Raw genomic sequence first — 13,758 nt, 5'->3', positions numbered from 1 at the left:
GAGTGTGCGCGCGTGCATGTCAGTCCTGGTTCTGATGAGGGTGAAGCGGAGCCCGAGCATTGAAGACGAGCCGCAAGGTCGCGCTGGCGCGCGTGCTAGACCTCGCCAATCGCCTGCCCGAGCTGCAGATACATCTCTGTCACGGCGGGGTTATTTACTCGGTAGGTCACTCGCTGACCTTGACGTGCTTCTCCTAACGGTGGGTCGGAGACGAGTAGACCGGCGTTGTACAGCGACACGAGCGTCTTCACCACGGTATTGGGGTTGAGTTCCAGCGCACGCGAGATTTCCGCTCGACCGGCGGGACCGCTGGTGCGGAGGTACCCGATGATGCTCGCACGCACCATCGACCCAAGGGCTTCGACCGGGTCTTTCAGGCCCTCGCTGGATGCCGGGCGCGCATAACTCACCACCCGTTCATTCTGCCCGCCGGGCCCGGGCCGCACTACGAATGCTTCGTTCCGCTTGACTCACGAGTGGGTATTTGTAGTATTCACTCATGGCTCCGCTTCCGCGTTCGCATCTTTGTACGGCGACGGCTGCCGGGCACAAGCGGCGCGTCCCCCAATCGGCCTACAGACGAGCGCGTCACGGAGGGTGTATAAGCGCCCCTGTGCCGCGGAAAAGCCTTTTGATGAGGGATTTTTCACTATCCACAACCGTCCGTGCACTGCCACTTTCGGCAGGCCTAGTATTCGGTCACGTTCAAGCCGCGCCTCTCCGACTTGCCTTCGTTGGCGAGGCCCGGCAGACGAAGGGGCGGTTCTCGTGATGGCGCAACGACGGATGCGAACACGGAATTTTGCGTGGCTTATCGCCGGTGGCGCGGTACTTGCCGCAGCCGTCATCCTCGCAGTCACGATCGCGATCACGCCTCGGGAAGGCGCGGCCCCCGCCCCTGAGCCATCAGGATCCTCGACGCCAACTGCTACCACCCCGGCCCCGACAGCCTCCAACGCATCGGTGGTGGACGCCTCCGTCACCGAGTTGGGGTGGGTTCCGGAGCCGATCACGGCGGATGAAGAGGTGTACCTGCGCGCGGCGATCGAGGCGGCAGGCACGGTGGACACCACCCGAGCCACACGCGAGGAGTGGGTGACCTACCTCGACACCTGGTTCACGCCCGACCCCCGCTACACCGACCCCGAAGAGCAAGCTGCCCAAGTGACGCGCTACCAGCAAGAGATGCGGGAGGCGGTCGTCTTTCCCGATGCCGTGTGGGCGTCGCTCGAAGACGAGGACGGTCGTGTAGTCGCCATCACCGTGGGCGAGATGTCTTACACGCCCGTCCCGGATTACGCCGGAGACGACATGTTCATCGGCACGAGCGACGTCATCCTCACCTTCACGGAGGAGGGTGAGGATTCGGCTGAGCACAGCTATGAGGAGCAGGTGCGTGTCAGTGCGCAGGTGCTGTGCGGCGACGCCTCGGTTCCCACACCCGGATCGACGCAGGCGCCTGGGGATTGCATGCTGATTCGGTTCTTCGATTCGGCGCTCGGGGACTGAAATGCCCGCCCCCGCCGTCTCGGTCGCTGCGCTCACCGCCGCTCGCAGCCGCACCGGGCGGCGCATGCTCCTGATCGCAGCCATCGTCCTGGCGACCGCCTCCGGGATCATCCTCATGCCGATGGTTTTGATCGCTGCAGCCGTCGCCACGGGAGCGCCCCCTCCCCCGCCCGCCGAGGACGGCGGCGGCACACCGTCCGCGTCTGGAGAGTGGGGGATGCCGTTGGCCGGCGGGTTCACGAAAGGTCGCGGGTTCGGGCACAACCCGGTGATCGGGTGCGCGTATTGCTCCGTCAATCACCAGGGGTACGACATGGCGCAGGGGTGCGGGAGCACCATCTACGCCGCCGGACCCGGCACGGTAATCACCGCGGGCAGCTATCAGGGCTACGGCAACACCGTCCGCATCGATCACGGCGACAGGCTCACCACGCTCTACGGCCACATGCTCTGGGGCTCACTTCGCGTCCAGACCGGCGACACCGTCACCGCCGGCACCCCCATCGGCGCGGAGGGCAACACCGGGAAGTCGTTCGGATGTCACCTGCACTACGAGGTCATCGATCACGGCACCTCGATCGACCCCGCTCCCTTCATGAACTCGCTCGGACTCGCCCTGCCATAACCCCCCGGATAGAAGGAGAACAGCATGCCCATCGTCCAGTCGGTGAACGTTCCGGACATCAATCCGGACTTCTCCGCCCCGTTCTTTGGCGGCTTCCAAGTCATCGTGTCCTATGTGCTCGCCGCCGGAATGCTGGTGGTCTTCACCATGCTGATCGTCGCGGGCGGGTCACTTGCGTTCCGTGGCGCCGGCAACGAACGCGTCCGCTCCTGGGCGGGCGAACACATCCTCTGGATCTTCCTCGCTGCCGCCATCCTCGGCGCGGTCAGCGGCATCTTCCAGTGGTTCATCAACTTCGACTTTGGATTCTGATGCGCACGCTGCGCACCCTCGCGGTCGCCGCAGCCCTCGGCCTCACCACGATGCTCCTGGTGGCGCCGCCCGCCACCGCCGCGCCTGCCCCCGCCACCGCCGCAAACCCCGTGAACGGGGTGTCGTGGTCGGCCCCCGCCTACCCCGTCACATGCACGGCCGAAGCCGGGCAGGTCTCCTGCACACCAGACAACCCTCAAGACGTCCGCACCGCGGCCTGCTTCCTCGGCGTCCCGACAAGCGGAAGTACCGCAACGGTCTGCACAACATACGAAGGGCATCACGACGCCATCCGCGCCGCTGGCGGGAAGGCGATCGTCGTTCAGTACGGCTGCTCGGTTGGCGATGTCGTCTGCATCACGTTCGAGAACGCCGGCCGGGGTGCCGCTCTTGCTGCGACCACCGTCATGCACACGGTCCTGACGGCGATGAGCTTTGACACCACCACGGCCTTGTGGTCAGCGGCGACCGGCGAGTGGTCGTTCTGGGCGTGGGCCATCCTCATGGTGCTGCTCGGGGCGATGATCTGGGCCATTACGGCCGCCGTCGTCTCTCGCGACCGCGACGCCCTCATTAGCGCGATTATCCGGTCGTTCCTGGCGATCCCGGCCGTCCCGATCGGGCTGTGGCTGACCGGGCTGTTACTGAACGCGGTCGATGACATGTCCTGGTACATCCTCAACCGCGACGGCCCGGGCAGCTTGTTCTCCACCCTGCAGAGCGTGATGTGGGCCGGCGGGCAAGCGAACTACTTCTTCGCGTTCCTCATCCACTCCCTGCTGATGGTCGCGATCTTCCTGCTCCTGGTCGTCTTCGCATTCCGCAACCTCGCCCTCGCCGCGCTCATCGCCGTCGCGCCGATCGCGTGGATGATCTTCCCCGTCCGCACCCTCGGCGCCCAATGGGTCATCCGGTACGTCTCCGCCGTCGTCGCGCTGCTACTCACGACGCCGCTCACGATCGGCTTCTTCGCGCTCATCGTCAACGGTCTCGCGAACATCACCACGATCTGGGATCCGCAATCCTGGCCGCTCCTGCTCGGCCTGCTTCTGGTGACGTTCGCACCCTTTGCGGTCTTCGGACTGTTCTCCTTCATCGGTGGCTCCGCGGTCGACTCCATCGGGTCCCGAATGGGCAGCAACGCCGCCCGCTCCGGCACCAACACCGCCCGCACCCTCACTCGTATCCCCACCCGCGTCGGCAGCTCCCCCGCCGGCACCCGAGCACCCGCCGGTCCCGGCCGCGCTCCTTCCGCCGCCCCCGCCAGTCGCGCCAGCGGCACGTCGGCGCGCCCGCCGATCACGGCCAACGGCAGCCGCCCCGCGCCCGCACCGTCCCGACCTGGCGCGCCGCCGGCCGGCACGGCCGCCGCCGGACCCACGCCGCGTCCCTCATCGCCGGCTTCTGCTCCTTCACCCAGTGCGGCCCCCGCCCCGACTCCCCCTCGGAGGTCCTCATGACCAGCACCATCGTCACTGACCCGTCACGCCCGGTCCGGCTCCCGCGCCGGTCACGGCAAGGCATCGTCCTCGGCATGGACGCCTGGCAGATCGCCTGCGTCACCATCGCCGCCGTAACCATCCTGATCGGGATCAACCGGCTCGGACCAGTAGGCCTCCTCGCCACCGCACCGATCTACCTCCCCTTCGGAATCCTCGCGCTCGTGCAGCTGCAGGGCATGTCGGCGCCGCGACTATTCGCGTTGTGGCTGTCGAAGCAGGCCCGGCACGTCGCGGGCGCGACGACACAGCAGTACCGACCAGAGGCGCCTGCGAAGGAAGGGACGCTGAACCTCCCCGGGACGCGCGCGTCGGTGCAGATCTGGGATGTCGAAGGCATGGCGTCCGCCTACAGCCCACACGAGCGCACTGTCTCCATCACCGCGGAGCTGGAGGTGCAGGGATTCCTGATGAAGGACATCCTCGAGCGCCGCGATCTCGCCCAGCAGTGGGCGAACGTGCTCGCCGCAATCACCCAACGCCCCGGGGTGAAGCGAATCACCCTGCAAGAACGCACCACCCCGACCACGATCCGCGCCGCCCGCGCCCACCTCGACGACATTACCCTCCGCCTGCCCGACGCTCCTACCCCGGAGGTGGCCGACAACTACCAGCGGGTGATGGATGGCTCGGAGCGGTTCGCGGTTGCGCACCGGAACTTCCTGACCCTCACCCTCGACCTTCCCGCGCTGTCCGCCCAGTTGAAGGCGCTCGGTGGTAGAGCAGAGGCGGTGCAACGGCTGGCGGCGATCGAGGCCCGAAACATCACTGACGCGCTCCGGAGTGCCCGCATCACCGTCCGCCGCTGGCTCACCCCGCGCGACATCGCCGCCCTGTCCCGCACCGCGTTTGACCCCGAGTTCCTCTCCACCGTCCAGAACCGCGACCCGGAACAGGACGGTGTGGCGCTCTCGGCGATCGGGCCGATGTACCTGGAAGAGCCACGCGGGAAGAACGGGCTCGTCATCACCGACTCCGGTGTGCACACGACCATGTGGATCCACGAGTGGCCGCGCTCGGACGCCCCGATCGGGTTCATCTCCCCGCTGGTGTTCGCCCGGCACCCCGTCACCGGGGAAGCGGTCACGCACATCTTCTCGATCGTGCTGACGCCGGTGCCGGTGGAGAAGGCGCTGCGCCGGATCCGGGAGGAGAAGAAGGTGTGGCGGGGGAACCAGAAGATGCGCGCCCGCCGCAACGCCGACGGGTCCGCCGCCGACGAAGCCGACTGGCTCGCCCTCGAACGCCAGGAAGAAGAGTTGGTCGCCGGTCACGGTGAGTTCCGGTATGGCGCCTACCTCACCATCACCGCCCCCGATGAGGAGCAGCTGGAACAGTCCGTTGCCGGCGCCCGCAACGCGCTGTCCCAGGTCGGGATGGAGGCGCAGATCTTGTACTGCCAGCAAGCCGAAGCCCTGCTCGTCAATGCGCTGCCGCTGGGGATGGGGATGAAGTGATGACCCGTAAAGTCGTCCACCTCACGCCCGCCTCCGAGACGCGCGCCGCCCGGCGCGCCCGCGAGCAGCAGATCCGCACCGCCCTCCGCGACAGCGGCTCAGAATCGGGGCGCCGAGACAGTCGAGGACTTCCTGACGCCGCCGTGCCCGGGCCTTTCGGCCCTGGGCTGACCGATGGCGGGTACTGGAATCTCGCACCGATGCGGGTGCCGGGGCATCAGGCGACCTCGCAGCATCTCGCCGGGATCTACCCGTTCGTTGCTGACACCGGCCTCGGGCACCGGGGCCCGATCGTCGGCGTCGACCTCAACGCCGATGCGCTGTGGCATTTCTCGCCGTGGGAGACGTACGCCGACGCGACCGAGCGGGGCGCTTTTTCGACCAACGTTCTCGTGCTCGGCGCTTACCGGTCGGGGAAGTCCGCGACCATCAAGACCCTCGTCGTCCGCTCCCTCGCGTTCGGTCACCAGGCCGTCGTGCCCTCGGATAGCAAGGGTGAGTGGGTGGTGGTCGCTGACGCGGTCGGCGGCACCGTCATCCGCCTCGGCCACGACACCCACACCCGCCTCAACCCGCTCGCCCGCGGGCCCCGCCGCACCCGGTCCACCGACGAGCAACACGAACAGATGGTGAGGCAACGCCGCATCACCACCCTCATCTCCCTCATCGAGATGACGCTCGGCGGCAAAGCGCTCACCGCACCGGAGCACGCCTGCATCCACCTCGCCCTGGAACGCGCCATCAGCACCACCGGCGACCGCCCCACCCTCCGCGCCGTCTACGCCGAGATCATCCGGATCGCCGGCGGCGACACCGAAGACACCGAACTCATCGCGGCCGCCTCCGGGCCCAGGTACGTCCTGCGCCGGTTCGTCGACGGTGACCTCTCCGGGCTCTTCGAGGACGAATCGACCGTTGTCTTCGACGAGGGCTCCCCGTTGGTGGTGGTGGACACCTCGGAGCTCTTCGCGCGCGGCGAGCTCGTGGCGCAGTTGACGCAGGTATGCGCGACCGCGTGGATTCAGGCGGTGATCTCCGACCGTGACGCGCACCGCACGCGGTACGTGATTCGGGAGGAAGGGTGGCGAGACATGACATCGCTGGCCGCGCTGCAGATGTACCAGCAGTGGCTGAAGCTGTCCCGGCACTACGGGATCAGCAACATCGTCATCCTGCACAAGATGGGCGACCTCGACGCCGTCGGCGCCGCCGGCTCCCAAGAACGCCACCTCGCCTACTCGATGGTCGGCGACATCGAAAACAAGTTCATCTTCCGCGTCAACCACCAAGAACAAGCCGCGCTCCGGGAGCGCCTCAACCTCCCCGCCGCGCACGTCGACATGGCGAGGCAGCTCCGCAAAGGCGAATTCATCGCGTACGTCGGCCAGTTCTCCTACCTCGTTGACTGCTTCTCTACCTCCAGCGACTGGGAATACGACCTGTTCAAGACCGACGACGCCGTCCTCCCCCTCCCGGACCCGCCCCTCACCCCCGTCGAGTTCATTCCGGCCGGATTGGAGCCGATGGCCGTGGAGGACTTGTGGCCGAACCCCACCCCGGAACCCGAGTCCAGTCTCACCGGCTGGCTCACCGCAGAAAGAGAAACGCGATGACCCTCCTCACCCACCACCCGCAGATCCAGGCGACCGTGCACGGCGCCACCGCGACCCTCGTCACCCCGGATGGTGAGCGGCAGCTCCGTGTCAACGGCGGACAGGACGTGCGCGGGACCGTCATCAATGAGGCGGTCATCATCGCCAGTCGATTGGGCGAGGCGGTGGAGCTGCACGCCACCGGTGACCGTGGCGAGCACCGGCTCTTGATCGCGCCCGACGGCACCGTCACCCGCGCCGAGCACCCCGACACCCGCCGCGAATCCCGAGAACCCGAACCCTGGAACCCCGGAACTCCCGAACTCATCGACACCATCCCCACAGGCAATGCCACGGATACAGAATCTTCGGCAGATGAGGCAACGCCCGAGCAGGATGTCGAGCTCACAGAGCCGGAGCCGGCCAGCCGGACCTCGTTCATCACCGGCACCGCACCGGCGCCGACGGCGCAGACGGGGTGGCGGGGAATGATGGCGCGCGCGGGGTTCCGGGTGCGCCCGTCCGCCCAGGAGACGGCGCGCAATGCGGCGGTCACCGCGGTGTCGCAGCACTGGGCCGGGTACCGCACGATCGCCGTGGTCAACGGCAAAGGCGGGGTCGGGAAGACCATGACCACCGCGATGCTCACCGCCGTGTTCGCCCGCCACGGTGGCGGGTCGGTGCTGGCGTGGGACAACAACGACACCCGCGGCACCCTCGGCTGGCGCACCGAATCCGGCCCGCACGACGCCACCGTCCAAGACCTCCTCCCCGAAACAACCCGGCTCGCGGAGGCCCGCTCCGGCGTTGCGGACATCGCCGCGTTCGTGCACCACCAGACCAAGGACCGGTACGACGTCCTCCGCTCCAACCCGGAGCCGCTCGCCGCGAGGCAACGCATCGAAGCGGCAGAATTCGACCAGCTCATGACCGTCGCCGCCCGCTACTACCGGCTCGTCATCTTCGACTCCGGCAACGACGAATCCGCCGACCGGTGGCTCCGCATGATCGACAACTCCTACCAACTCGTCGTCCCCACCCTCGCCTCCCCCGAGTCCGCCGAATCCGCAGCGCTCCTCCTCGAAGCCCTCGCCGCCCGCGACGCCCGCTCCGCCGCGCTCGCAGCGCACGCCGTCGTGATCGTCTCCCAAGACGAACGCCACACCACCCCAGAGGCGCACCGCATCATCGACGGGTTCACCGGCCGCGTCCGCGCCGTCCACCACATCCCCTTCGACCCCGCCCTCAAATCCGGGCCGCTCCGCTTCGACAGCCTCCGCCCCACCACCCAGGACGCATGGGTGGCCGCCGCCGCGTCCACCACCACCCACCTGTGACCTCCCATGGACACCACCCTCGCCACCGCCCTCACCCACCTCGACGCGTGGGCACCCGCCGTAATCGCGGCGTTGACCGGACTCGCCATCGGGCTCGCCGTGAATTGGGCCGTCCGGCGGATGCGGACCCGCCGCGTGACGATGCTGCGAGATCTGGAACTCGGCATTACGCCCGCGCACCGCCTGGTCCCGCTATGGGTGCACGGCATGGTCGGATGCACGGTCGGCGGGGTGGCCGGCGCCGCCGTCCTGCTGCCCTGGCTCCTCCTTGCCGCCGCACGCGAGGGCTTCCCGTCGACCGCTGTTGTCCCGGGCCTGGTGGGCGACAGCATCCTGGTCGCGGCCGCCGCTGGCCCGCTGGTCGCGGGTGCCGTGGCGCTCCGCCGCAGGCGGACGGCGCGCACGGAGGCGATACGGGCCACCGGTGAGGCGTTCCGGATCCGGTCGGCGGCCGCACGGTTCCAGCCGCAGGAGGAGGACTGGTGATGCGCGACCGAGCCAGCTCCGTCATCCTGCCCGGCGTTCTCGCCGCCGCGATCATCCTGGCAATGCTGTTCAACGTCGTCGCCGACGCCGCCACCACCGTGGTCTGCGGCACCACCCCGACGGCGACCAGCCCGATCAGCGGGCTCTGGCTCGCCGTCGCCGGCGACCCCGCCGCCTACATCACCCCCACGGGATGCGAGGTCCCCATCCTCGGTATCCGTCTCATCGACGCGGCGCTCCTCCTCCTTGCCGTCGCCGCGGGTGTCGCCGGCGCGGTCGCGTACGCCCGCTATCTCCAGTCCGACGGGCACTTCATCTCCGACCTCCGCTCCCGCCCCGGGTTCGCCTCCCGCAGCGAGATCGGCGCACACCTCTCCGCACGCGCCGTGCTCGCCCGCGCCAGGCACCTCCGGCCCGACCTGGACCGGCCGACACCCACCGACGTCGGGTGGCGGATCGGCCGCTCCCGCGGCCGCGACGTGTACGTCTCCATTGAAGACTCCGTCGCCCTCGAAGGCCCGCCGCGCTCCGGCAAGGGCTACCGGGTGCTGATTTCCGCAATCCTGGACTGGTCCGGGCCGCTCGTGACCACCTCCACCACCAACGACAACCTCACCGCCACCATGCGGATGCGCGCCCAGCGCGGTGACGTGCACGTGTTCGACCCGCAAGGCCTCACCGGCATCGCCCAGCCCCTGCGGATCTCACCGATCACCGGGTGCGCCGACCCGCTGATCGCGATGCAGCGCGGTGACGCGATCATCACCGGAACCGCGCTCGGCGCTTCCTCCAGCAACGGCGAATGGGCGCAAGCCTCCTCCGTCGTCCTCGGCCGGCTCCTGCACGCCGCCGCCGTCGGCGGTCGCAGCATCGACGACCTTTACGACTGGGGCTCCAGCCCCGTCCTCGCCCGCTCCGCCGTCGACATCCTCCGCGCCGACGGCGTCCCCGGCTGGGGCGACAGCCTCGAAGCCGTCATCGCGGGAGATGAGAAACTCGTCTCCTCGATTTGGTTCGGTGTCCAGGGGGCCGTCGCCCCGCTCGCCGTCCCCCAGATCCGCGCGGCCCTCAGCCCCACCGCCGCCGACCGTGCCTTCGACCCGCGACAGTTTCTTGACGGAGAGAACACGCTGTACCTGGTCGGGTCCGCGTCCGGCGCGTCCGCGATGGGCGGGTTCCTCGGCGCGCTCCTCGACGACGTCGTCGATGTCGCCCGCACCCGCGCGCTCGCCTCCCCCGGATCTCGGCTCCGGCTCCCGCTCGGGCTGATCCTCGACGAGATCGCGAACATGTTCCGCTGGGGAAACCTCCCCCGCACCATGGCCGACGGTGGCGGCCGCGGCATCTGCACCTTCGTCGTCCTCCAAGCCCTCTCCCAAGCCGAGACCTCCTGGTCGCGCGCCGAAGCCGACACCATCTGGGCCGCCGCGACCGCGAAGGTCCTCCTCGGCGGCGCCTCGCATGTCGCGCACCTCCGCGATATCGAGGCTCTCCTCGGCAATCGGGTTACTCGCCGCACTCAGCAGTCCTGGTCCACCCGGCAGGCAGGCCGGAACACGAGCGAGCACATCGAGCGGCAACCGCTGATGACGGTCGACGAGATCCGGCGGATGCCGCCCACCACCGGGCTGCTTGCCTACCGCAACCGGCGCGGCGTGCTCCTGAACCTCGACGGGTGGGATGCCCGCGCCGACGCCGCCGCGATCCGCGCCGGCAAGCAGGATGCCGAGCGTGAACAGATCGCCACATTCGCGGCCCGCCGCGCACCGGAGGCGGTGCCCGATGAGTAACGCCCGCCGCGGCGCCGTCCGCAACAGCTACCGCACGGGTTACCTCCGCTCCCCTGTCTGGTTCGCCCGCCGCGACAAGTGGTTCCGCACTCAGGAGCGCCGCCACCCGCTCACCTGCGCGGCCTGCGACCGGCCCGGCACCCGCCGCACCCTCGAACTGCACCACCTCACCTATCGAGGCGTCCGTGTCCTCGACGGCCGGTGGCTCGCCACCGAAAAACACGACGACCTCACCGCGCTGCATCCGTTCTGCCACGAGCTCCTCCACCGCCTCATCGACCGCGACCGGATCCTCGCCCGCTCCCGCACCCACCGCGACGCCTCCCGAATCGCTCTCCAACGCCTCCGGGCGACCCTCACCCGAGAGACATCGGCACCATGACCGAACGCGACTACGACCCCGAAGTCGAACAACTCCTCCTCGAAGCAGCAAGCTTCGACCCCGCCGACCGCCACGGAAGCTCGGCGCTCATCGGCGGCGGCACCATCAACTGGCGCACCCTCCCCGACGAAGACGCTCCCGCGACGTGGGAGGCGCTGCGGGATTGGGTCGAATGGTTCACCACGCGGTACAACGTGCCCATCTCCACCGTCCCGGCCTGCTGGTGGCAACACGACGTCCTCGTCGAAGAACTCTCCGCCTTGCACACCGCGCACGTCGCCGCGTTCGACCCGTCCGACACCGGATTCGGGCCGCTCAGCTGGCACGAACGCCTCGCCATCGCGATGCCCCGCCTCACCCGCGCCTATGGCGGCGGCTGCAACACCGGACACCGCCCGCCCAAACCCCGCAACTGGCACGACGTCACCGACGAGACCGCATGGACCGCGTGGACCACCCAGGCCCACGCCCACCCGAGCACCCACCCGGGCGCTCACAACCCAAAGAAAGAGGACGCACCATGACCACCAGAATCCCGGTCACCCTCGAGGGCAACCTCACCGGCGACCCCGAACACGGGACCGGCGAAAGCGGCAATGAGTACGCCCGCTTCACCGTCGCCATCAACGACCGTCGCCTGAATCAGCGGACCAACCTGTGGGAGGACGCCGGCACCGTGTTCCACCGCGTCGTCGTCTTCGACAAGCAGGCCCGCCACGTCGCCGACTCTCTGCATAAGGGCGACTCCGTTGTCGTCGCCGGCGACCTCCGGTTCGGCAGCTACGTCGACAAGGAATCCGGCCAGACCCGCGAAACCCGCGACGTCATCGCCGACAACGTCGGCGCCTCCCTGAAGTTCGCCACCGTGTCCGTCGAGCGCACCCCAATAGCTGAAGGCCCCGCAGCACACGCTCCGGGGCCGTCAGCCACACCGGCCTCGTACGCCGGCGCAGGAATCACTCGCTAACCAACCATCACGTCAGAAGCGGGTGGGAGTCAGAGTACTCCCACCCGCTTTCGACTGCGTCCGGAACGTTCTCCTACGTGGAACCGGCTATCACCACGGGTACCCACTGCCTGATACCCCGCCATGAAGTGAGCGCAGACCGCGCAGTGCCGGCTCGTGGAATACCGGACCGAGCGCAGCGAGGGAGGATATGCCGCGAAAGGCCGGCACGGAGGGGTCAAAGCGAACTACCCTGACCGATCAGGCGCTCGCCGAACGCCTCAGCCCGGTAGGCCGTGGATGCGGTAGGCCGATTGGTCACCCACCGGCAAGCGCCGCAGGGCGCAACTGGAGCTGCTCCCACCCCCACCACCGGAATTCCACCCGCCCCCGACTGGGGCTCAGTTCGCACGGGCACGTTCGCGAAGCGGCGCTGTCTGCAATTCTCGGTCGGCCGCGAGGATTCGCTCGAGGTCGCTCGTGAAGCGGCTGCCATGCGTGCGCGGCGCACTGCAACCCCGGCGGCTCCTCCCCGACTGACGGCTAGACAAGACCGCACCAATGAATAAGGGAGACGGTAATGCCCTCAGGAGACATCGAGACGTTCCACCAGGACGGCGCGTGGCACAACCGCGTCGAAGGCGAGAAAGGAACGACTGGCCCGTTCCCGACCAAGGCCGAAGCGGTCGAGGCGGGTCGCGATCAGGCACGCCGCGCTCATCGCGAGCACATCATTAGGAACGAGAACGGTCAGATCGGTGAGCGGAATTCCTATGGGAACGACCCGCGCAACGTCAAAGGCTGATCGTGGCGCTCCCGGTCGAGCTACGCCCGCCCTTGAGCGTGGCGTTGGCTCGACCGATGAGCGGCCTCCCCTCCGAGAACGGAATGCCGGGCGGCACATTCTACGAACCCAAATGGGATGGGTTCCGGACCCTCATCGTTCGTGACGGCGATCAGGTTTCGATGTGGTCCCGGCAAGGAAAAGACCTCACCCGCCACTTCCCTGAGCTCATCTCAGCCGCCGCTGACCAGTTGCCGCCGGACGTCGTCGTGGACGGGGAGGCCGTGATCTGGCGTGCCGGGCGGCTGAGCTTCGACGATCTGCAGCGCCGGCTGACCACGAACACTGGCGCGCTCGCGCGCCTGGCACGGGATTCGCCCGCATCTTTCGCGGCGTTCGACATTTTGGCCGTCGCCGGTCGTGACGCGCGGGCGCTCGCGCTGCGCGACAGGAGAGCCTTGCTGTCGGAGCTAGCGGCTTCCTGGGTGCCGCCGTTGGCACTGTCGCCAGCAACGACGGACACCGCGGAGGCTGCCGGATGGTTGGAAACGATGACAGCGGCGGGCGTCGAAGGCGTCGTCGCCAAGGGCGCCGCCCAACCATATCGCGGCGGCGAACGGCAATGGGTGAAGGTAAAACACCGCGACACGCTTGATGCCGTGTGCGCAGCAGTGATCGGCGCCCGCTCGCAACCCGAGGCACTCGTGCTCGGGCTGTTCATCGATGGCGAGCTCCGCATCGTCGGTCGATCAACACCGCTGCGGGTAGCCGCCTCACGCGCCCTCGGACGCTTGATGCGCCCGCCGGCGAGGGGGCACCCATGGCCGGAACGGATCAAGCCTGGGGCGCTCGACCGGTTCAACAGCAGTGGGCGCGACCTGATCGACATCACTCGCGTGGAGCCCATCGTTGTGGAGGTCTCCTCTGACGTGGCACGATCGGGCTACTCGTTTCGGCACGCGCTTAGGTATCTTCGCGCGCGCCCAGAACTGCCGATCGAGGAAGTGACCGGCTGAGCCGGGCTGAAGCATCGCACGGA

15 protein-coding genes are annotated in these 13,758 nt (G+C 68.4%); 14 read left to right on the top strand and 1 reads right to left on the bottom strand.

Annotated elements, in window-relative coordinates; genetic code table 11:
* Positions 1 to 95 precede the first annotated feature (95 nt).
* A complete protein-coding gene (locus tag LL239_RS04625) occupies positions 96 to 413 on the bottom strand; it encodes an ArsR/SmtB family transcription factor (protein ID WP_228162270.1) in 318 nt (105 codons plus the stop codon).
* A 358-nt stretch (positions 414 to 771) separates the two neighbouring features.
* Between LL239_RS04625 and LL239_RS04620 the strand changes: the two genes are divergently transcribed.
* The 14 genes from LL239_RS04620 to LL239_RS04555 all read left to right on the top strand — a co-directional run bounded on the left by LL239_RS04620 (position 772) and on the right by LL239_RS04555 (position 13,735).
* Positions 772 to 1,509 (top strand): hypothetical protein, encoded by a 738-nt coding sequence (locus tag LL239_RS04620; RefSeq protein WP_228162269.1) that lies wholly within the window; start codon positions 772 to 774, stop codon positions 1,507 to 1,509.
* Position 1,510: 1 nt separating this feature from the next.
* Positions 1,511 to 2,134, top strand: a complete 624-nt coding sequence (locus LL239_RS04615) for a M23 family metallopeptidase (RefSeq protein ID WP_228162268.1) — start codon at positions 1,511 to 1,513, stop codon at positions 2,132 to 2,134.
* Positions 2,135 to 2,158: 24 nt separating this feature from the next.
* Positions 2,159 to 2,446 (top strand): hypothetical protein, encoded by a 288-nt coding sequence (locus LL239_RS04610; protein WP_228162267.1) that lies wholly within the window; start codon positions 2,159 to 2,161, stop codon positions 2,444 to 2,446.
* Complete coding sequence (locus LL239_RS04605) at positions 2,446 to 3,906, top strand: hypothetical protein (protein ID WP_228162266.1); 1,461 nt, start codon at positions 2,446 to 2,448, stop codon at positions 3,904 to 3,906. The genes LL239_RS04610 and LL239_RS04605 overlap by 1 nt, the downstream gene beginning before the upstream one ends.
* Positions 3,903 to 5,402 carry an SCO6880 family protein gene (locus tag LL239_RS04600; protein ID WP_228162265.1) on the top strand — a complete coding sequence of 500 codons (1,500 nt, stop codon included), beginning with the start codon at positions 3,903 to 3,905 and terminating at the stop codon, positions 5,400 to 5,402. The genes LL239_RS04605 and LL239_RS04600 overlap by 4 nt, the downstream gene beginning before the upstream one ends.
* Complete coding sequence (locus LL239_RS04595; protein WP_228162264.1) at positions 5,402 to 7,015, top strand: ATP-binding protein; 1,614 nt, start codon at positions 5,402 to 5,404, stop codon at positions 7,013 to 7,015. The genes LL239_RS04600 and LL239_RS04595 overlap by 1 nt, the downstream gene beginning before the upstream one ends.
* Positions 7,012 to 8,331, top strand: coding sequence for a MinD/ParA family ATP-binding protein (locus LL239_RS04590; protein ID WP_228162263.1), 1,320 nt, complete (start codon positions 7,012 to 7,014; stop codon positions 8,329 to 8,331). The genes LL239_RS04595 and LL239_RS04590 overlap by 4 nt, the downstream gene beginning before the upstream one ends.
* A 6-nt stretch (positions 8,332 to 8,337) precedes the next feature.
* Complete coding sequence (locus LL239_RS04585; protein WP_228162262.1) at positions 8,338 to 8,817, top strand: hypothetical protein; 480 nt, start codon at positions 8,338 to 8,340, stop codon at positions 8,815 to 8,817.
* Entirely contained in the window at positions 8,817 to 10,607 is a 1,791-nt protein-coding gene (locus tag LL239_RS04580) for a type IV secretory system conjugative DNA transfer family protein (RefSeq protein WP_228162332.1), read from the top strand. Before LL239_RS04585 ends, LL239_RS04580 begins: the two co-directional genes overlap by 1 nt.
* Positions 10,600 to 10,989 (top strand): hypothetical protein, encoded by a 390-nt coding sequence (locus tag LL239_RS04575; protein ID WP_228162261.1) that lies wholly within the window; start codon positions 10,600 to 10,602, stop codon positions 10,987 to 10,989. The genes LL239_RS04580 and LL239_RS04575 overlap by 8 nt, the downstream gene beginning before the upstream one ends.
* The gene (locus tag LL239_RS04570; RefSeq protein ID WP_228162260.1) at positions 10,986 to 11,513 is read left to right on the top strand and encodes a hypothetical protein; all 528 of its coding nucleotides are present in this window, start codon (positions 10,986 to 10,988) and stop codon (positions 11,511 to 11,513) included. The genes LL239_RS04575 and LL239_RS04570 overlap by 4 nt, the downstream gene beginning before the upstream one ends.
* Positions 11,510 to 11,956: a single-stranded DNA-binding protein gene (locus LL239_RS04565; protein ID WP_228162259.1), complete on the top strand. Its 447-nt coding sequence runs from the start codon at positions 11,510 to 11,512 to the stop codon at positions 11,954 to 11,956. Before LL239_RS04570 ends, LL239_RS04565 begins: the two co-directional genes overlap by 4 nt.
* A 559-nt stretch (positions 11,957 to 12,515) precedes the next feature.
* A complete protein-coding gene (locus tag LL239_RS04560) occupies positions 12,516 to 12,740 on the top strand; it encodes a DUF2188 domain-containing protein (RefSeq protein ID WP_228162258.1) in 225 nt (74 codons plus the stop codon).
* Positions 12,741 to 12,796: 56 nt separating this feature from the next.
* A complete protein-coding gene (locus LL239_RS04555) occupies positions 12,797 to 13,735 on the top strand; it encodes an ATP-dependent DNA ligase (RefSeq protein ID WP_228162257.1) in 939 nt (312 codons plus the stop codon).
* The last annotated feature ends 23 nt before the right edge of the window (positions 13,736 to 13,758 follow it).

Source organism: Microbacterium testaceum (assembly GCF_020781835.1).
In the GTDB taxonomy this organism is placed as follows: domain Bacteria; phylum Actinomycetota; class Actinomycetes; order Actinomycetales; family Microbacteriaceae; genus Microbacterium; species Microbacterium testaceum_H.
The sequence above is the reverse complement of the archived record's forward strand: the minus strand, read 5'-3'. Positions and strand labels throughout refer to the sequence as shown.